Raw genomic sequence first — 21,833 nt, forward strand, 5'->3', positions numbered from 1 at the left:
TTATCAGTGGTGTGTTCCTGTTTTTATCAGTTTAGATTTACCATATTTGGTGAATTTACCATTGACAATATCAAATATGGTAAACCAGATTTGATTAGGATGGAATGCAAATTGCAATCTTACGCTTTTGGGATGTAATGAATGATTATATTGAACCGCTACCGGATAAATAAAGTCAAGAAGCCTAATGCAGCACGATACAGCCCTAACGGTGTTAACTGGAGGGATTTCAGCTTAAAAAAGGTGGATGTTATAGGGCTTCTTTTTAGATGGATATTACTTTTTTTATTAGCTGATGCCGCAACATAGAGAATAACTGTCAGACAAGTAATCATTACGCTGTGGGTAAGTATAAATACAGTTTCCATGGCTTTTGAGTTTTAACGGTTTTTTTTATTTCTTCGTAAACACAAATGCTAAATAAATGCCATCTTTTAACTGATTGATTATTAGGCATAAACAAAAAGATATCATTGAATTTGTTACCGTATTTCGCTTTTTAGCGATTGATATTTGAAAAAGTCTTGTTATAAAAACTTAACCTTGAAAGCCATGCGTGAAAGGTATGGAAGTCTTGAATCAGAATTAGTTTCGTGCTTCACAAACGTTTTATGTCCATTATCTCTCAACTTGCTGATATTTACAAAATTGTGTATCTTTATCTTAAGATTTACAGAGGTAATAAAGAGAGCGACATCTGTGGCGACTGATTATCTCATGGTTGTTAAATAGCTATAAATCAACGATATATCGGGTTGGGTTCGAATCCCTCCCTCACCGCAACCAATGTCATTTAAAAATGAACAAAGCCTGTAAATCAATAGTTTACGGGCTTTTTGTTTTTCGTTAATTGCCCAAAAAATTACCAAAAAAGCCCAAAAGTTTGTGGCAAAATCGTGGCAAAAATTATTTTTAGAAAACTGCGACGAATGGTCTCATAACTCATTGATTATCAGTTTTTACATAAGGTGAACATCTTGACTTCCTGTAGCTGTATTTCGACATTTATTCACATTTAATCGTGGCAATTATGTTGGAAAAAAGCTTTGGTTTGCTGTATTTTCTGAAAAATTCGGGAAATGAGCCTAAAAAAATCATCTATTTAGCATCACCGTGGACGGACACCCAGTTGAGCTATCTACATAAAAGCAATGGTGGGAAAACCGCTGGGACCAGGATAAAGGCCAGGCCAGCGGCGTTAATGAAGATGCCCGGGATGTAAACTTCTTCCTGCTTTAATCCTGCGGGATATGCTGGCAGGCAGGGATGGGCGCAAAATGATCAATTTCTGCATGCTAAGTCGAATTGCCAAAACGAGATGATTTAAGGGTTTAAGGTTGCATAACTTAAATTTTTCTCGCTTAACCTACTGCTTAGCCCTAAGTGGAAATTCTTTGAACACTTAATGGAGTTTTTAGAGGCTGTAGAGCCAATTTTTAAAGATAAAAACAAGATTTCAAGTACCTGAAATTTTCAAATGTAGATTATCGATTTTTTGTGGTTCGAGTACACCCTCGGGAGCCATGGGCCTTAGCATGCCCGTTAAAGTCTTTTTTATTTTAATCAAAAATTCAATCTTCGTTTCAATCAAATGGAGGCACATTTTTGGTTCGCCCCCAAGCTCATACGTGCACCGGGTAAAATCCAAACGGCAAATTCGCCTAAATAAGAATTGAAAAGCTGTTAGAATTCCATTTCGTCTTTGTTTTTCATTGATATTTAACCCTGAATTAAAACGATGTATTTTTGGCGATGTGTTTATTAACCACTGAAAAACAATGAGTTATATTTTGATTTGTGATACCTTATCGGTAATTTTCCAAAATAAACCACCTGATCTCTCATCTCATTTTTTCCATGAAACAATTGCTTGCCTTAGTGTTTATTGCATTTTCGTTGCAGGCTTTTTCGCAAAACTACCTGGTTAAATATATCAACATCTCTTTGCCGTCCAACCCCGATGCCAATACTGCCAACTGGCGAACCGGAAATTTCTTTGCTGTCACTGCAACAGCGGGCGAAATAGCTCCTGATGTGCAAGTTAAGCTACTGGCCGTTATTAAAAGAGATGGTGCCATAGCCTGCGGAGCTTACAGCAGTTTATCTGCTCCTAAAATACGTTTTGATACCCCCGTAAAGACCTGGGATAGCAGAAGCGCAGCGGAAATGTTAGGGGTGGATTGTACACTGCCCCCCGGAAATTATGAACTGAGCGTACAGTTCTTTGGGTACAGCAACGGAAAGACCCTCCCTTTAAGTGAAGAAAAAACAAAACCATTTTCAATTAACGCCGATGAGCCGGGCAATGGCAAAAGCGTGTTTAACATTAACCTCGGTGGCATCGGGATAGCGATCGGAGGCGGTAGAAAACAAACTGCCACTTGCGGCACGATAACCAGTTTTACAAAAGTAGTTTGCACAGGCATCGATACACAAACCGGCTTGCCGCACTATAACATCACGGTGAAACTGGTCAATAAACCGGTGGACAAAGACAAGGCTTGTACCTTTATTTTAAACACCGTTGCTTCGTTGAGCAAGGGTGCGGTTTTACCGCGGGGACCTGGACTCCCGATGAAGATTCCGTCTAACGACAGCGTTGCTTATGCTTTTATGTATACCCCACCGTCTTTAAGTTCGGTAGATGCGAAATTTAGTGTGTTGGGTAACTGGAATGGCGATGCAGGTTTGACAGTTGAGATGAGGCCTGCTATAAAACTGCAACCCTGTATAACCTGTGGCTGCGGGGGCTGGACCGGCCTGGGTGTGGGAAATTCTGCCTCCGAATTACGATATGAATGCGGTGCAAAAACGCAGATACCCTGGAAATGCGGCCAGCCATTCAGTTTTACAAGCACCTATCAATGTGCTGCAATGGCCGTTAAATGTGATGCCTTAACGGCCTGGGAGATTCAAAAAGATGGAGTTAGCATAAAGACAGGCAGCGGCAGTAATGATGTTATGGATAGTTTTACACCATCTGGTAATGGCATCTATATTTTAACGCTCGGTGCATCCTGCAACGGAGTAAAATGCCCGCCATGTATGTACACTATTGTAGTAGAGGATTGCAAAACAATAGTTTCTCCGCCCGTCATTACGCCCGAAGTGAAGGTGGTAATAACGGAAATACCGGTGATAAAGGTAGTACAAAGTGCCGATACAACAAACGCTAACAAAACTGAAGGCAAATACTATTATGACCTGGATACGGAACCAACTTATAGCATTACCGAACTGTATGATAAGCTGTTGAACATTCAGTTCACCAATAGCTACGCATCGATTGAAAATATAAGGGTCAACATTTACGATACCGCATCGGGGGCGTTAGTTAAGCCATCTGCAGCAAAAGATGCTAAACTGATAAGCACCAGTGGTTTCAACCGGATGTCGGTCAACCTGAACAACTACAAACTTGAGCCTGGCAAAATGTACCTTTTTACCGTCTCTGTTTTCAGCACCAATTATCATTTGAACTTTAAAGTTATGGCCGATCATGAGAAATAAAGTAATTGTTTTAGTGGCTTTGATACTGATTTCGGTTGGGCTGAAAGCGCAAACAGGCGGGCCTGGGCAGCCGGAGTTTATGCAATTCCAGCAGGCGGGCACGGCCAATTTGGTCAACTTGTCGTCGGGTACGTTCTCATACCAGGTCCCATTGTTCAGCGTTGGCGGCTACCCGGTCAATTTAACTTACCAGGCGGGGATACAAATGGAAGATGTTTCTTCGATGGTTGGCCTTGGCTGGAACCTGAATGTAGGCAGCATTGTAAGAACCCTGAGAGGGATACCCGATGACTTTAATGCGGATAAGATCATCAAACAATATTCCGTTAAGCCAAACGAGACCTACGGGGGCAAAGTGGGTGTCGACCTGGAGATAGCCGGGCTGCCGCAGCCTTTGGGCGTTAATGTGGGGGCAAGCCTGGGCGTTTTTTACAACAATTATAAAGGTTGGGGGCTCGAGCCGTCATTGAACGGTTCGGTAGGCCTTAGCGCAAAGTCAAACTCCGGTGTTGGTGGCACCGCGTCATTAGGTATGGGCATTTCAGTCAACTCGCAATCGGGCGTGGATAAATACCTGAATCCCAGCATCGGCCTTAAACTGGGAAAGGGGAATGACAAGCTGGGCATATCGCTTGGCAAAACATGGTCGGTAAACTCCAACGAGGGCTTAAAAACAAGTATGAACGTTGGCCTGAGTTATGTGCGAACCAGTGATGTTACCCGAAACGGCGCAAAAGACGGCTGGAAAGTAAGCGAGCGGACTACCGACCAATCATCCATGTCACTGCTGGGCCTCGCCACCACTTCATACCTTAATAATTCATTTCAGCCGGATATTGACTATCCTTTCGAGAATACCTCGGGTACGTACTCGGGCGCTTTTGGTTTTGATGGCTTTTATGTAGATCCCGATATACGCGTTACCGGTTATTTTTCGAAACAGGCACTGGCAACCACATCGCAGGAGTTTCCGGCTTTTGGGGCGATGTACGAAAGTACACAGGTAAGCAGCAATGCGCTGATGGATTTTAACACCGAAAAAAAACTGCCATATTTTATAGGGGAGTCTAAAATACTTCCTATTTCTTTTAAAACACCGGATATTTTTAACCTGAACGCACAAGGTTTATCGATGTCGTTCTCGGCCAGCAAAAATGACATCGGGCTGGTTGGCGATGCAGAGGCCATCATTAATTCGAACGGCACCCAGGGCGGCGCAGAAGTTAATTTGGGTCAGCTGTTTAAAGCCGGAGCTAATTTCGGTACTACAACTTCTTTTCAAAAGAGCGGGAAGTGGAATCCAACTAACCTGGTCTTCAAATCAGGCCAGGATATTATCGGTAACCAGCTTTACCAGCAGTTCGCTTTTAAAAACCATGGCGAAATAAACAAATTCAACTATTCGGACTTTTCACAGCTTGGCGATTATAGCCCCGTTCGGTTCGACCTGCTGAATGAATCGTCCCTGACACAGTTTTTGAGCAATGGAAGCCATTTGACCGCTAATGTGATCAACACTAACCAGCAGGTGCGGCAGTCCACCATCAAATATTTAACTGCAAATGAGGCGGCTGTGATAGGGTTTGATAAGCAACTAACCTATTACAGTTTTAACAGTAACACGCCGGTGCCCTTAGGCAGGGTGTCGGACTACCGTAAAGGACACCACCTTTCGGAGGTTTCGGTGATACAGCCCGATGGAATGAAATATGTTTTCGGTATGCCTGTTTACAATAAAACACAAAAAGAGGTAAGCTTTGCCGTCGGCGTAAATCCCATCATAGATCAGGCTAAAAATACGGTGAAATACACACCAGGCCAGGATAATTCGGCAGCCAACAGCAAAGGTATCGACCATCTTTTTGAGGCAACAACAACCCCGGCCTATGTTACCCAGTTGCTTATCACCGCTGTTTTAAGTCCCGATTATCGCGATCTTACCAATAATGGCATCACGGATGATGACCTGGGCAATTATGTGAAATTCAGTTATTATAAAGAAGACCAGCTTTATAACTGGCGGACGCCTTTTGCAGAGAATATGGCAACCTTTAACAAAGGCTTGCGGAGTGATAATGAAGACGATAAAGGCACTTACGTTTATGGCGAAAAAGAACTTTGGTATGTCCGTTCGGCCGAATCAAAAACAGAGGTGGCGGAGTTTCATTACAGCAAACGGGCCGATGGTTTTGGTGTTGCTGGCGAGAACGGCGGTATGGATCAAAGCAAATTTTTAAGAAAGCTCGATTCTATTGTCGTGTATTCGCTGCCCGATCGCCAAAGGAACGGCAATAACGCTACACCGATAAAGACCATTCATTTCGACTACAACTATACGCTTTGTAAGGGTATTGATAACGGTATCCCGGTAAACGGCGACACGCCCGGTAAGCTCACCTTAAATAAGGTCGACTACACTTACGAACATTCGAGAAAAGGCAAACTAACGCCTTATGTTTTTGGATATGGCAACAAGTTGGCAAATGTTAAGATAAACCCGCCTTATGACGTGAGGAGTGTGAACCGCTGGGGCTACTACCAATCCAACAGTAATAATTACAGCGACGTATCGGATAGTTCGCCGCTGTCGAATATCGATTACCCTTATGCCTTGCAAGACAGGGCGGTAATGGACGATAATGCCTACGCCTGGAACCTGACCAATATTACCATACCGGGCAACGGCAAACTAAAAGTGGATTATGAAGCCAACGACTACGGCTATATACAGGATAAAACCGCCGGGCAGATGTTCATGGTGACTGGCCTTGGTGATGCTAATACAACAAGCATTACCGGCAATAAATTTTATTACCCATCAGATCCGATAAACCCCTTGAACACCGGCATAAAGGACAGGATATATTTTAAGCTTTCGCATCCTATAAACAATACCGATCCGGCCGCAGCAAAGCAGGAACTGGCTGCAGCATATATCAAAGATATTAAAGATGGCTTTTTATACTTCAAATTTTATGTTAAACTGTCCGGCTCGGGCAATTACGAATATGTGACCGGTTATACCAAAATAAAAGACTATGGTGTGGCGGCCGATCCCAATTACGCCTACATACAGCTTAGCCCGGTAGCTATTGATGATGAAAACATTATCATCAAATGTAACCCGATATTAAAAACTGCATTCCAGTACATGCGCATCAACCGGAATGCATTGTTATTTAGTAATACAACCATGGGTGCCCCGGCAACATTTGGATCGTTCATCAATTCTTTGCCAAGTGTTATCAGCCAGTTGGGGAGCCAGATCGGAGCCTCGGCCATGGGGGTTAACCTGTTTTGCCAGTCGCAGGGCTATTGCCAGGATGTGGACCTGAGTAAAAGTTTCATACGCCTGTACAACCCAACAAAAATGAAAATAGCCGGCGGCAGCAGGGTAAAGCAGGTGAGTATTGATGATAACTGGGACGCGATGACCGGTAATACACATGAAGGAAAATCGTACACTACGATGTATGATTATACTACGCAGGAAACCGATACTGTCACAAACGCCAAAACGACCATAAGCTCCGGCGTAGCCGATTATGAGCCGCTGGTGGGCGGCGACGAAATATCATTAAAGCAACCCATATTTTATGCTGACGTTAAGAAGCTGGCGCCCGATAATGATTATTATGTGGAGGAACCTGTGAATGAATCATTGTTCCCGGGGCCGCACATTACCTATGGCAAGGTAACCCAGATAACCAATGCAACCACGCTTGACGTTGCAAAAACCGGCAAGGTCATCAACGAATACTATACAGCTAAGGACTATCCGGTTAAAGTTAGTAGCACGGCGATAGATGAAAAACGGGATAAAACCAATTTTAATCAGTTTCAGCTCCCTTTTGTGGCGATAGACCAGCAGCACGACTTTGCAACCGTATCCCAGGGATATGCCATAGAGCTGAACAATATGAGCGGCGTGGATAAGGCCATGTGGGTGTACAACCAAAACGGCGACAGGGTTTCCGGCGAGGTATCAGAATACTTCCCCGACAATGATCATTTTACGCTGATAGACCATTTAGGCAATATCAACAAAAATAAAAAGCTTGGCCTCTCGGTTGAATACACTGTTGCCGGGAAAAAAAGCTACGACCATTCTGTTTCAACCAGCTTCAATGTGAATTTGAACATGGCAATATTCGGGATAATCCCCATTCCTATCGTAATGCCGCTTTATTCGCAAATGACCGAGGAAAAGCAGTTCCAGTCAATGGTGTTTAACAAAGTGATTCACCGGAATGGCTTGTTAAAAAGTAAAACCATTTACAGCCAGACAGCGGCCGTTACAACCGAAAACCTGGCATTTGACGAGATCACCGGTGAAGCTTTGCTGACCAAAATGCCAAATGAATTTAACGATACCTTATATTCCTTCAAATACCCTGCATGGTGGATGCACGATGGCATGGGGCCGGCTTACACCAATGCAAAAATGGTGGTTAACACAACTAACCTTCCTGCGATAAAACAGTTTTTAAAGGTGGGAGATGAACTGCGTGCTGCGAATAACGGAAACCGGTTGTGGGTGAAAAGCGCCTTCGCCGGAACATTTGAGAACGACATCAGCGTACCGCAAACCGTTATTGCGGGTACCGACTACCAGGTATACAACGCCGCTTCAACAAACATGCTATCGGATGGCGCCGGGCAGGTGATCTCCTGGAAATATAATCCGCTTAGTGTGGGAACAAGGGTCAGTTTCGGGCAGTTCAATATCCTGAATAGTTCGGCAATTCAATATGATGACGATGCCGTTGCCTATTGCGATTCCTGTGCCGTCACTGTAAGCAGGCTGGGTAAAAATGACATCCTTTCAGGAAGGAAAGGTAATTTCAAAGCAAAACAGACCTGGTTTTACTTAATAGAGCGGACGCCCGGGAGTTTGGCGGGTGGAGTAACCAACATTAAGGAACAAGGTCTTTTCAAAAGCTACAGCGACTTTTGGCAATTGTCATCAAACACAGCAAGCGGCTGGGCAGCCAACTATACCAACTGGGAGTGGAAAGAAAAAGTTAACCTGACCGATGTAGAGGGCCAAACCATGGAGACCGAAGACAGGATAGGCCGGAAAGCAGCGAATTTATTAGGTTATAAAAACACGCTGATAACGGCGCAGGCAAACAACTCGGGGTATAGCGAAGCTTATTTTGATGGTTTCGAGGACCAATATTGTGCTTATTGCCCGATAAAGACCAGCAGACCAACGCAAAATGCTTCGCTTACAGGGCGGGGCCTCATGAAACGGGTTAAAGTAATGAGCGGGGATGTTCTTATTTCGGCCGCAGAGGCGCACACGGGTAAATATTCGCTGCTGGTACCTTCGTCCTTAACTTTTACGGTGGTACCTCCGGTCATCTGCAAAGGCATTCCGTCGCGCAATACGAAGCAACCGGCCGGCTCGGGAAAAACAAGCTGCAAGGAATGCGCTGGTGGTTTTTATCCGGCAGGCAATAAAAAATATATCTTCTCCTGTTGGGTGAAAGTGAACAGCCAGCAGCCTGTTTTGTCATGCAGCGATGCTTACGTGACCATCTCCAATATCGGCTCCCCGGTTACACTCCGTTCCGAAGGGCCGGTTATTGAAGGCTGGCAAAGGGTTATGGGCGCTTTTACAACAGCTGCAAATACCAGTACACTTCGGGTGCAACTAAACAAAGGCAATGCCGATACTTTTTTTGATGACCTGCGGATATTTCCGGCTGATGCAAATATGGTATCCTACGTGTATGACGACGTGAATCTGCGGCATACTTACACGCTCGACGAAAACAATTATTTCACCAAAAACGAATATAATAACCAGGGCGAACTGATCCGTACAAAAAGGGAAACGGAAAAAGGAATAATAACCACTAAGGAAGGCGGCTCTTCCCTGGCAAAACTGCACCAATAACTATGGCAAAGCAAAAATATATCCTGTTGTGCCTGCTGCTGCTTTTGGGGCTAAATGCGGTGGCAAAAACTTATCCCAAGGTCAATTTTCCCCTTTCAGGAACGGCCTTGATGGGTTATAATGGTAGCGCCATTAGTTTTTCTGCCAGCTATCCGGGAATGAATGCGGGCAATTTAAACCAGTTGAACACAGCCAACAGGACTACCGCTATCCAGAACACTGTGGAACTGGTCTTAAAAAATAATTATGCTTTCGGTGCAAACGCAAAAGTTACGGTAACGGCAAGTGTAAAATACTATCCCATTGATAATTCAACACCGGTTACAAACCCTGTAACGCTGGAAATTGATTACAAGTCGGGTGCGCTTACCAAGACAGGTATCAGTAACATCTATGCGTTTAAAAATGCCTATAAAGTTGAACTGACAGTTACCAACGTTGCAGTGACGGGTGATACAGGCACCGACATAAATTTATTAAAGACCAAACTAAAGGACTTTATAGAGTTGAACGTTGGCTTTGTTCAGGACAGGATCACGCGGATAGACTATAATACTTTCCCAACAACCGTGAACGCCTGCGAGGACCGGGTGACAGATGAACTGGTGATCAGTTGGGACGCGCTGCGCGATGTTGAATATTACGAACTGGAGTACACTTTTGCAGATGATTACGGGGATACCTATAATACGTCGTTAAGCAGCGCCGCTATCGCCTTTAATTTTAAGGACAACAGCACAAGGGTATCTTTAAAAGACAGTTATTACCGTCTTCCGCTGGTTTTTGAGCGGGGTTATATTTTATACCGGGTGCGGGCGGTGGGCTGGGGTGGCACAACCCTCAACCAGCCCGTGTATTGCAAATGGAGCGGTGCCGAACGGGGAAGGGTGAACACGTTTACCAATACCTGGTACCATCATGTTGCCCACGTTGGCGATGCCATCAACTGGCAAGCCTCGGCCACGTTTGCCGAAGAGGGCAAGCGAAGTGATGCTGTTAATTATTTTGATGGAACATTCCGTTCGAGGCAGACCGTTACCGGGATGAACCTGGAGCGGCAATTGCCGCATGATGCGCCGTTAATATGGGCAGATGCGCATTTGGGCACGCTGGATTGTGTGCAGCCCGGAAACGATAAGGAGCGCGAGGTGGTTGCAGGCGAGACGATATATGACTACCAGGGCCGGCCTGCTGTTAACATTTTGCCCGTGCCAACAAATTCCTTGAAGCTGGAGTATTTGCCTTTACTGAACATCAGCAATGCCACGCAGAAACCCTATAACTGGCAGGATTTTGATAAACCCAATTTCACCTGCCCGGCTACCGGCCCTTTATCTAACCTGCCAAACCCGATTACGGGTATCATGGGTGCCGCTGCCTATTATTCACCCAATAATCCCAAGAAGCTGGGTTTTAACGCCTTTATACCAGATGCCGGTGGCTTTCCGTTCACGCAGCTGAGTTATTTGCAGGACAATACCGGGCGTGTTGCCGCGCAAAGCGGCGTAGGTCCAACTTTTAAATTCGGAAATAACCACGAAACACGGTTTTATTATGCTGCGCCCAACCAGGAAGAGCTCGACCGCATGTTCGGGACAGAAGCCGGAGATGCAAAAAGATACCAAAAAAATGCTGTAATGGATGCCAACGGCCAGGTATCGGTCACCTATATGAACCCCGAAGGTAAAACCATCGCCACAGCGCTGGCAGGGATAAACCCGCCAAACCTTGACCAGTTGGACAACCTGGGCAACAATACCATTGACGTTTCCCTGATTAGTAAAAACGTAGTGAACGCGAGCGATAGAACGCTGATTACCGAGCACCAGTTTTTGGTAAGCGCCGACAATACCAGTTACACTTTCGATTACAGCATCAACCCTAAAACCATCGATACGCTCACTTGCAGCGGCGTACACGTTTGCCTGGATTGTATCTATGATATCAACATCACCCTGAACCATATTGAAAGCTGCACTACCACACAATTGCCGGTTTATACAGGCACCATCGGGAGTTTGATGAACAGCAGCGGGCAGGTGGACCTGAATTGTGATAATAACAGCAGCACCGGTACGTATCCACGGCAATTTGTAAAAACGCTTGCCATCGGCACCTATGTGCTTACCAAAAAGATCACCGTGAACCAACAGGCAGCGCTGGCATATGTGGCCCAGGTATTTAAAGACACCTGCAAGGCAAAGTGGGATGATATTATGCATGATGAAATGTCGCGCATCGACACCCTGAACTGTTATAAGACCTGCGCAAATTGCGCTTCGCCGCCCGGGCAAACCGCCACTTGCGACACCGCTTACTGCAAACCCAGTCCTAATCGCTGCGATAATATCCACTCCATGATGCTGGCCGATATTTCGCCCGGTGGCCAATATGGGCAATTTGTGAGAAGAGCAGACGGCACTATTGATGCCAGCACTTACCCGTTATCAGTATTTAACCCGGCGAATTTGCTACCGGTACAGAGTATCAACTTTTCTTTATTTCCGGGTATTACCAATATCAACGACCTGGTGAACCACTGGCTGCCCGAATATGCCGAAAAGCTGCTGCCCATGCACCCTGAGCATTGCATGCTGGGCTGGTGCAGTTCGCCCAATATTGATGCAACGCTGGATTTTGATATGAATATACTCTCTACACAGCATTTTGCCGACGCGGTAACCAAAGGGTATATAACTACAGGCAGCGTACTTCCCAATAGTAACACTAAGCCATATGAACAGTTGGTGAACAATGACCCCTGGTTTGCTAATAACCAGAACACGGCCATCAAAGCATCGCTGTTGACAAAGCTTCAGCACTATGGCTGCTCGGCGTCGCCCTTGCCTGCCGATGAATTGGCCATGCAAATGGCTTACTGCGCCCATAATAATCCCCAAAATCAACAGGGCACGCCCGCTATCAACGCCAACGGACCGCAGTGTGCTTTGCCGGCAAATTACCTTAGCACGCATGCTTTTGGCGCCGATCCGGCATTGACCGATCTGGAGTGGACATTCCTGCGATCGCTATACCTCTCGGCCAAAAACGAAGTGGTGCAAGCCAGTATGGATACTTATGCTGATGCCAATAATTGTAACTCGCGCTGCATTGGTGCGAAGGATTATTATGACTGGGGGCAGTTTTCGACCCCCTTCCCGCATTACGTGAATGTGCAGCCCTGCCAATCTACTTCGCAGCCTTTTGTGTGGATGCTTTACAAGGATAAGCAAAGCCGTTTTGGAACTGGGATCGATAATATTTTGACTGTAATGTCCGATGCGGGGATCAATATCAGCACAAGCGGTATAGGTAACTATAACGACCCCTGCCAATTTGTACAGGCTATAACAAGCCAGGCCACCGGCATTAACCAGCAGGCAGCAGCCAATTATTGCGGTGATGGTGCTTCAGGCTGTACAGCGGAGTTATCAGGCACCTTAACAGCATTATTGAATAATGTTATCACCGCACTGGCAACCAGCACTACAGTTACAATAGCCAGCGCGCAATTACCTCAGCAGATTAGTGGCGCCGGCGTATCGCGGGTGGCGGGTGCAAAAATTACTGAGGGCGCAAACGGCCCCGTGCTGAATATCAGTTTAGATCAGTGCACCAGCTTTGTGATACCTTTCCGGCGAACAGCGGCCGGATATGTGGCACCTGCATCGGTATGTTGCTTAAGTAACGTAATGTGCCCCGGCAATACCAATTGCAGTTTCGATACCAATGTATTGTACCCCGGCAACGTGAGTAACACCATGCACATCGTCACCAAATGTAACTTTTTAGCTGGCTGTAAAGACGTGGCAAAGCCTGTTTGCGACCAGCCAACACCTTATGCCAGCGCTATAAAAGACTATCTTGGCGATATTTTTACCTACCGGACAACTTATTCCGCTTATCCTAACCAAACACAACTTGCCAATATGCTTCCTGCTGTACTTCAACCGGGAAGCGGCATAACACTAAATACCAACGGCAACCTGATAATCCGCCTGCCGGGACAAGAAAAAGGCTGCACTATTACCTTGCAAATTACAACGGCAATAGGCAACTGGGCGAATGTGAAGGACGTTATTAGCATCAGCCCCGACCTTTCAACTGCTCAAAACGGTCTTACAAAAAGTTTTGTACTAAAAGTGCTCGCCGGAACCAGTATCAATAATTTAATGGCGGCCGAAATTAAAGGAAGCAGTACTTGCTGGGATATAAATCAGTGCCCACCCGCTGTAACTTTATGCACCACCCCGCCGGTATTGCCGCCATACCCTGTAGTGAATGATTGCGTAAAGAACCAACTCGCGATAGCAAACACCAATACCAGTATTCGCTACAACGCCTGGGTGGACAGCATGAAAAATAACCTGTTGCAGCGCTACTATGCCAAATGCCTCAGCGCTGCAGAGACGCTCAATATGCATTATGAGGATCGCCAGTATCAATACACCCTATACTATTACGATCAGGCCGGTAACCTGGTGAAAACCGTGCCGCCTACAGGGGTTAACTTATTGGATCATGTACAGGTACAGCAAGTAGCTACCTCACGCGCTGCTGCCTACAATGTGGCTATCCCGGTGGCGCACATTAAAACGACAACTTATCGCTACAATACCCTTAACCAAACAATATGGCAGCAAACACCGGATGCCGGCGAAAGTAATTTCTTTTATGATGGCCTGGGGCGGATAGCAGCATCGCAGAATGCTAAACAACACCAGAACGGTAATTATTACAGCTATACCCGTTATGACCTGCTTGGCCGACCAGTTGAATCAGGCGAGATGAAACCCCTCGTTGTGGTCAACAACCTGCTTACCCGCGACTTCGGCACCTGGACAAACTTTATCAATGCCCAAACTGACCGGACTGAAATTACGCTTACACGGTATGATGATGCGTATTCGGGAGCGATTTCACAAAAGTTCGGCATCGCCGGACAGCAAAACCTGCGCAAACGGGTGGCATCCGTTTTTACATTTGATAACAAGCCGCATCTTGACAACGGGCAATATGCCCACGCCACGCATTTCAGTTATGATATTGAGGGCAATGTTAATAAGTTGATACAGGACTACCCCAATAACATCATCGGTGATAAGGCTATTGATTATGACTTCGACCTGCAAAGCGGGAAGGTTAACCAGGTGACCTATCAGCGCGGCGCTGCCGATCAGTTCATCCATAAATATACGTACGATGCTGCCAACCGGCTCACGCAGGTTAAAACAAGCACCAATGGCCTTATATGGGAAACTGATGCTATATACAAATATTACCGGCACGGGCCACTGGCCCGTGAGGAGCTGGGCACCGACAAAGTGCAGGGCCTGGACTATATGTACACGCTACAGGGATGGATAAAAGGCGTTAACGGGACCACGTCTTCGCCGGAAACGGATATGGGGCAGGATGGGACCACCACCCCGGCCCCTCAGGTACCACAGCAAATACCTATACTGGTGTACACGCTCGGCGGCATAGCTCATTATCTTTACCCTGGCATTCAGTTGTTTGGCAATAGCTTTAACGGGCCTGGCTATGGCGCTTTAAATAATCCTATAGCAAAAGATGCTTTCGGTTATGTGCTTGATTATTACCAGGGCGATTATACCGCCATACAGGGCAATGGCAACCTTGACGGGTTGAGCCAGCAGGCAGGCACGGTGAAGGCGTTATTTAATGGTAATATCAGCCGGATGTACACCCAGATACAGTCGCTGGGGAATAATGGCTATAACTATACCTACGATCAGCTCAACCGCATCCGCTCGCAGGAGGCCTGGAACCTAAATGGAAACAGCATGGCATTACTGCCGAACAATGCCTGGTTTGGCAAATTTAGTTACGACCGGGATGGCAATATCATCAACCAAATGCGAAACGGCACGGCAGCAACACCGGCTATGGATAACCTGAATTATTTTTATTACGATGCCGGAAATAATATTTACAACCCGGCGGTTTCCATCCCTGCAGGGGCGACCAATAAATTAGCCTATGTGGGCGATCAGGTACCGGATGGTAATTATTCGGAAGATATCGATAACCAATCGCCCAATAATTATAAATATGATGCCATTGGCAACCTGGTGAGTGATGCGGCTGGGCAAATCACCCAGATAGAGTGGAACCTTAAAGGTAAAATAAGCAGGATAACAAAAAATACAGGGTTCAACATCGCATTTAAATACGATGCGCTGGGCAACCGCGTAATGAAAGGGTTAAGCGATGGAACCACGATATTTTATGTAAGGGATGGGCAGGGTAATATCATGGCCACTTATACTTACAAAAGGCACACTACCTCTGCGGAGCTTTTTTGGAGCGAGGCAGATATTTATGGCAGCAGCCGGGTTGGCGCTTATCAGCCTGAGGCTTTGATACCGATCGCTAATGGAACGGGAGCCACAACTAGAGGTCCCTATTATACTGCTACCCGTGGGGATAAACAATATGAACTTGTGAACCACCTCGGTAACGTATTAGCCACCATTACCGACAGGAAGATACTGATTGCCGGTGCAGCTGTTACCTATACGGCAGATATAGCAGGCGGGCAGGATTATTATGCCTTTGGTATGCAAATGCCTGGTAGGAAATTGACTGGAGGAGGGTACAGATTTGGGTTTAATGGAATGGAAATGGATGAAGAAATAAAAGGTGCCGGAAATAGCTATACCACGGAATTCAGACAATACGATCCAAGGCTTGGTAGATGGCTGTCAAATGATCCGCTAAACAGTGTTTTTCCGGGCAGCACTCCCTATGGGGCTTTTGAAAACGACCCTGTTTTATATAACGACCAAACCGGGCTTGCTCCCGGCTATCAGGGGGGAACGTATAAGATAGGGCGATTGAATATCACTGTTAGGGTTGGTAAAATTGGTTGGTTATCCAAAAGAACCGACAGGCACAGGATCGGGATCAAATTTTCTTTAGACCCCAAGGAAAGACATCCTAAGGAGGACGAAGATCAGGAAGGCGATGGCGGAAAATGGAAACTTGAATGGGAGAAAATGCACAGAGAGGTTGAAAGGTCTAAAAGATTCTCGGTTGATAATATTACTCATGGCAGAGTTGTACCTGATGGCGGAAAAAGTTCCCGTATTCTTAACGAAAATCCTTTAAATATTGGAATGATGACCCGAAATGGCCTCACGGTAAATGATTTTATTGCCAGTTTAAGTGATCCTTATCAGATAGGAGATCTTAAAGTAAGGGTAAAAGCCAATGATGCGAATCTTATGCAGGGAGGAGGAACAAATACCACCACACTTACTGATGGTACTTTGACCATAACTTCGACGGGAGGAAAAACCATCGTCCCTAGTACGAGCTTTAACCTGACCACTATTTTAAATGCCAGAACGGTTCAAACCTCCGGAGACGGTTTGTTTGATGAGTGCCATGGGTACAAGGCTTCATTGAGAATTCATTATATTAAAACTAAAACTGTTCGCCGATTGCGGATAGTTAAGGAATAGACAAAAAGATGCCCCAGCCAGATCGCGGTCAAGGGTTACCTGGATAACCGCTTTGCACTCTATGCGAACCCCGACATTGGCTTTGCAAACAACGGTGGTTTAGCCAGCGCGCAGCAAGCTGCGGTGATACGTGACGTTATTGACGGCAAGCAACCCTATGGCGCGCAATTTGGTATCGGTTTTGGCGGCAGCCGGATTACAGGCATATTATAAAGGTAAGTTTTTGGTTCTTAAAAGGTATTTAGTCGATCCTCAAAAAATGTAAAAACGGAGTTTAAGGTGATTTAGAGGTATATTTAAGATAAAAAGAGCGGTAGTAATCTGCAAGATATTTGAAAAAAGCATTAAAAATCCTGCAAATTAGAGGATGCTAACATCATCGAAAAGCACATTCCGCAGCTTGGCTTGTTTACTGGCCTGGCGTGGAGAATCTGCTAAAATTGACCACCTCAGGAGTTTATAGTGTTAACCTTTCAACAACAAATGGCTGTTTCCAGCTAAAAAACGACAGCCAGGTATTATTCATTGAAAAATGAAGTGAAGGAGGTTCCGATAGGCGCAAGCTACAAAAACGCAATTTTCAACTGGTCCAGATTTGTTTTAAACAGGACAGGGAAGAACTTAAAAAATGCCCTCAGTTGCACAACTGAGGGCCGTAAAATCAAATTCCTTTGGCATAACACAGGTTCCTGGCATCGTGATACGGCGTGTTGGCAAGGAATTAAATTAATTGTTGCCTGCCGCGCCGCTTACTCCGCGCAAAGCATCCCGAAGTAGATTGATCCATTTTGCTGCCTTGATCATAGCTGCCGCTATTTATGATTGCTATTGAAACAATCCCTGAAAATTTTCCATCCGCTTTTTGTCAGTTTCCACAATTTTAAATACTTGCCGTTATCAATAGGTTTGCCGCCCGTGCCAAATACCTGCCAGTTTCCTTCTTCAGTCAGGAACTCAGCGCTGTTTCCATATACCTTTATGGTTTGGAACTTGACACCTTTTACCTTACCTGCCTTGAAGGTATCATCAAAATCTTTTACCAGTGCTTTTTTACCGGCTATCGATGACATGTTCGGGGCGAACAAAGCTGCATCTTCCGTATATAAATCGACAATAGATTTGTCGGCCCTGGCAAAAAGCTCAAAATAAAGCTTGTTGTTTTTTTCAATAGATTTCCGGGCCGAAACAGTGGCGGGGTTGTCGGATGCCTGGGCGGCGCAATAATTACAGCCAATAGTATAAGTTAACCCTATTACTGCCGCTAACATGTGTTTTGTTTTCATGGATCTTGGTTAATTAATTGAATAATTACCCAAAGCTATCCTGATAGAAGGAGGGTAAATTGTAAAAATCGGAACACTTTAATTTGGAAGGGCGGCGGACAGATCGGTAGAACTTCCAGGAGAAAACCTCGAAGGTACCGAGCCGGTGAAAAACTTAAAGTCTTTTATAAAATGAGATTGATCGAAATACCCGCATTCGTGTGCAATTGTAGTCAGCGGGATGTTTTTTTCAACCACCATATGAAGGCTTTTTTGAAACCGGGCTATCTTACTGAAAAGATGAGGACTAAGCCCGGAATACTTCAAAAATACCTGTTGAAGATAACGTGATGAAACGCCATACCGCGAGGCGATAGCACTGATGTTTTCAAAAAAATCATCCTTTGTTAATTCGCGCATTATACTATTTACCAGCGCTGCCTTGTCGAGTTTTCTTTCCGAAAGCGAAAGCCTGAACAGTAAAAACTCTTCTACCAATTCAATACGCCGGTCCAGTCGGGCGGTTTCCATCAATTTTGAATGCAGGAGAAGCGCGGCCTTGCCGCCAATTTCCGCAAAATCAATGAGCTGGTTATTAAATTCTGCTATGCTCTCCTCAAAAAAGAATGCAGCGGTATGGGGAAAAAACCTGATGCCTAACATCTCATGCCTGCCGCCGGTAGCAAAAGTAAAAGGCTGAATGGTTTGCCCCCACAACTGGATCCCGGGTTGTTTGAGCAGCCCGCCGGCCCTGATTTGCTGAAAGCCAGACGTTCCCAAATTGAACATGATTTCCACATGCCCGCTTGCAAACACTTTGTCCTGTGTGAATATAGTGGTATCAGATCCGCACACAAAATAACACTGTATGTAATTCTTTAAAATGCCTTGAGGACGAAATTCTGAATACTGCATCGGTTGTTGGTCACTTTCTTAACCTAAGTTACATTTACATAGTGATATTAGCGCTGTGCGCAGTCAAAGAAGGTAATTAAAATTAATAAAAAGCGGCGGTCCTCCTGCCATTTTTAGACGAAAGTGCAAAAAAATAAAAATTACAAGCACCTGGCAGACGCTATTCAGATATCGGAAAAAAAGCAGCGCTAACTGTATATGGGCCCTCGGGCGTGCTCATGATTGCTATAGTGGTGGCCGCTATGCCTTTTCCCGGAACGGCAGGGCATACGTGCATAATCCGGGATCTTTGACCATCCCATTCCGTGTTCCGGGTTCATTCGTTTGCGTATGAAGATTCAATAAACGCCAGTGAATGTAAAATTATTAGCATGGTCAAAGTATTTAAGAACGATTGGTTTGCTATTCCGGAACGAGCTGGTCAAGGGCTCCGGGATGTCCAAATACTGCACTTTCTCGAATTTTTGGCAATGTTTATTTGCCGGCAGTGTTATCAAAAGGCATCAGTCAGGGAAACTTTATGAGTAATTCTTTTAAAAAGACAGCCGATAGCACTAAGGAAACTCCTAAAAATGGGAAGATACAAAAAACGGATCAACACTTAATACGGTAGTCTGCCCGCGCTGCTGCGCAGCCCGGCCGGCAAACACCAACGTTAGCACCTGCGATAGTTTCTGAATTTCCGGTTAACCTTAAGACTCAGGTGTTTTATTAGTGTGTAAAGCACAATTATTTTTTAGTTTTCGGCTTGCGATTTAAAAATATGCTTATATTGCCCCTGTTATAACCTAAGTAGGAGTACCATAATAGCTTTACTGGATATTGTTGCCCTTTATTAATTGTAAACTTAACGGTTATATTTTACGTATGGCAGTTTAGCTGTATCGGAGTGTGTTGGTAATTATCGTAAAGATGAAAAAGTTTTGTGACCTTACGGATGTAGAATTGATCGAACTTTTCGAAAAGGATAGTATCAGCGCGTTTGAAGAGATCTACAACCGTTATTGGCTTAAACTTTATGCTGCTGCTTATAAACGCCTCAAAGAAAGGGAAACAGCCAAAGAGATTGTGCAGGATTTTTTTACCGGCCTTTGGATCAACCGGAAGCAGGTTAAAATAGTTACATCGCTTCAGGGGTATTTATTTACTTCTATCAGGTACCTGGTACTTAACTATAAAAGGGCCGAGGCTGTGCGCAATTCATACAGTGAAATTTTGCTGATGGTTAACAACAGCTTCGATAATTCCACTGAAGAAAATTACTACTACAAAGAACTGCTTGAACGTGTTGAGGTCGAGGTTACCCATTTACCACCCAAATGCCGCAATGTATTTGAATTAAGCCGCAATCAGTATAAAACTAATAAAGAAATAGCGCTGCTTCTGGGTATTTCTGAAAAAACGGTAGAGAACCACCTGACCAAAGCCCTGCGGTTTTTAAAGGTACATCTTAATATCCTGGTGTTGTTTTTTTTATTGCGGTAACCATTTTTCTCTCCTGATAAAGAGTACATGCGTACTTGTATCAATAATTTTTTTGAAAATATTTTAAACAGGAGTAGGGGATGCGCCTTAGTCAGGTTACATCTTATTATATAACCAATATTAACTCTTGTCCAAAACAAGTCCCTAATGAAAAAGAAATTACCTGCCGAGCTATTGGAAAAATTTTTTGCAGGCAACTGTGATGAGCACGAAAAGGATATGATCCTTGCCTGGTATGAGTCGTTTGAACTTGACCGGGACGATGTTACCGAGCTTTCGGCCCGTGAACAGGAACTTTTTAAAATGCTGATGTGGCAAAACATCAACAATAGCATCAACGAGGTAGAAGGCGACGGGATAGTTTCAATTAATAGAAACAGAACAAACCGGGTAAAGACCATTTTATACTGGCTATCGGGCGTTGCCGCTGTTTTGATCGCGGTGTTTTTTATCAAACTAAAACCACAGCAAGTGAATAATACTTTGCAGGTTACAAATACGCAGCAGGTTTTTAGCAATACTACTAAGGCTATCAAAGACATTATTTTATCAGATGGCAGCCGGGTTTGGGTAAGCCCAGGTTCGGCCTTAACTTATACCAAAACATTTGAAAAACACAGCCGCAGGGTTTCATTAACCGGCGAAGCGTTTTTTGAAGTAACTAAAGATCATTCACGCCCGTTTTCTATTTCAACTGGTAATGTAATTACCAAAGTATGGGGTACAAGTTTTAGGATCCGCGCTTACGCGGCCGATAAAACCACCCGGGTGGATGTGGTTACCGGTAAGGTTTCTGTAACTGTAGCCGGGCAGCTAACTAAGCCGGGTGTAAATAATACGCTTGCTGCCGGCGATGGCGTTATGCTGTTGCCCAACCAGGAAGCTGTTTATGATAAAGTGGCTGACGATCTTAAAAAGAATATGGAGATCAAGGATGCCTCATTGGGCATGTGGAAAAAAGCAAGCCTTTCGTTTAACAACACGCCAATAAGTGAAGTATTTAAAGCGCTAAATAAAAGCTTTAATGTAAACATCAGCTCCCGGGACGAGAGCATTAAGACCGATTTTTTGAAAGCCGATTTTACCAACGAAAACCTGCCTGCCATTATGGAAATCCTTAAAAAAACCCTGAATGCAACCTACAGCGTAAATGGTAACAGTTTTATAATGGAAAGCAATAAACAATAACCAATTATACAGTTCAATAACCAATAAAACCTAAAGCAGCCCATATGGAAAAAAGAATTATTACTTAAAACCAACCGC

The 21,833-nt window shown here is 44.8% G+C and carries 7 protein-coding genes; 5 read left to right on the plus strand and 2 right to left on the minus strand.

The window, feature by feature from the left end:
• Positions 1–1,857: 1,857 nt before the first annotated feature.
• From AC1DU2_RS21360 to AC1DU2_RS21370, 3 genes are read left to right on the plus strand one after another with little or no spacing between them, the layout of a single operon-like run.
• Positions 1,858–3,510, plus strand: a complete 1,653-nt coding sequence (locus tag AC1DU2_RS21360) for a hypothetical protein (RefSeq protein ID WP_477386701.1) — start codon at positions 1,858–1,860, stop codon at positions 3,508–3,510.
• The gene (locus AC1DU2_RS21365) at positions 3,500–9,415 is read left to right on the plus strand and encodes a hypothetical protein (RefSeq protein ID WP_477386703.1); all 5,916 of its coding nucleotides are present in this window, start codon (positions 3,500–3,502) and stop codon (positions 9,413–9,415) included. Before AC1DU2_RS21360 ends, AC1DU2_RS21365 begins: the two co-directional genes overlap by 11 nt.
• Positions 9,416–9,417: 2 nt before the next feature.
• Positions 9,418–16,905, plus strand: coding sequence for an RHS repeat domain-containing protein (locus AC1DU2_RS21370; RefSeq protein WP_477386705.1), 7,488 nt, complete (start codon positions 9,418–9,420; stop codon positions 16,903–16,905).
• An 812-nt stretch (positions 16,906–17,717) separates the two neighbouring features.
• Here AC1DU2_RS21370 and AC1DU2_RS21375 read toward each other — a convergent pair.
• Positions 17,718–18,188, minus strand: coding sequence for a YybH family protein (locus AC1DU2_RS21375; RefSeq protein ID WP_477386707.1), 471 nt, complete (start codon positions 18,186–18,188; stop codon positions 17,718–17,720).
• Between the two features lie 78 nt (positions 18,189–18,266).
• Positions 18,267–19,082 carry a DUF6597 domain-containing transcriptional factor gene (locus AC1DU2_RS21380; RefSeq protein WP_477386709.1) on the minus strand — a complete coding sequence of 272 codons (816 nt, stop codon included), beginning with the start codon at positions 19,080–19,082 and terminating at the stop codon, positions 18,267–18,269.
• A 912-nt stretch (positions 19,083–19,994) separates the two neighbouring features.
• Here AC1DU2_RS21380 and AC1DU2_RS21385 point away from each other — a divergent pair.
• A complete protein-coding gene (locus AC1DU2_RS21385; RefSeq protein ID WP_477361894.1) occupies positions 19,995–20,567 on the plus strand; it encodes an RNA polymerase sigma-70 factor in 573 nt (190 codons plus the stop codon).
• A gap of 147 nt (positions 20,568–20,714) precedes the next feature.
• Entirely contained in the window at positions 20,715–21,755 is a 1,041-nt protein-coding gene (locus AC1DU2_RS21390; protein WP_477386711.1) for a FecR family protein, read from the plus strand.
• The last annotated feature ends 78 nt before the right edge of the window (positions 21,756–21,833 follow it).

It is taken from the genome of Mucilaginibacter sp. P4_C11, assembly GCF_056402115.1.

What these genes read in the sequence shown, in the direction of transcription:
- AC1DU2_RS21360 (WP_477386701.1), top strand. Translation starts at nt 1,858, where the DNA reads ATGAAACAATTGCTTGCCTTAGTGTTTATTGCATTTTCGTTGCAGGCT.
- AC1DU2_RS21365 (WP_477386703.1), top strand. Translation starts at nt 3,500, where the DNA reads ATGAGAAATAAAGTAATTGTTTTAGTGGCTTTGATACTGATTTCGGTT.
- AC1DU2_RS21370 (WP_477386705.1), top strand. Translation starts at nt 9,418, where the DNA reads ATGGCAAAGCAAAAATATATCCTGTTGTGCCTGCTGCTGCTTTTGGGG.
- AC1DU2_RS21375 (WP_477386707.1), bottom strand. Translation starts at nt 18,188, where the DNA reads ATGAAAACAAAACACATGTTAGCGGCAGTAATAGGGTTAACTTATACT.
- AC1DU2_RS21380 (WP_477386709.1), bottom strand. Translation starts at nt 19,082, where the DNA reads ATGCAGTATTCAGAATTTCGTCCTCAAGGCATTTTAAAGAATTACATA.
- AC1DU2_RS21385 (WP_477361894.1), top strand. Translation starts at nt 19,995, where the DNA reads ATGAAAAAGTTTTGTGACCTTACGGATGTAGAATTGATCGAACTTTTC.
- AC1DU2_RS21390 (WP_477386711.1), top strand. Translation starts at nt 20,715, where the DNA reads ATGAAAAAGAAATTACCTGCCGAGCTATTGGAAAAATTTTTTGCAGGC.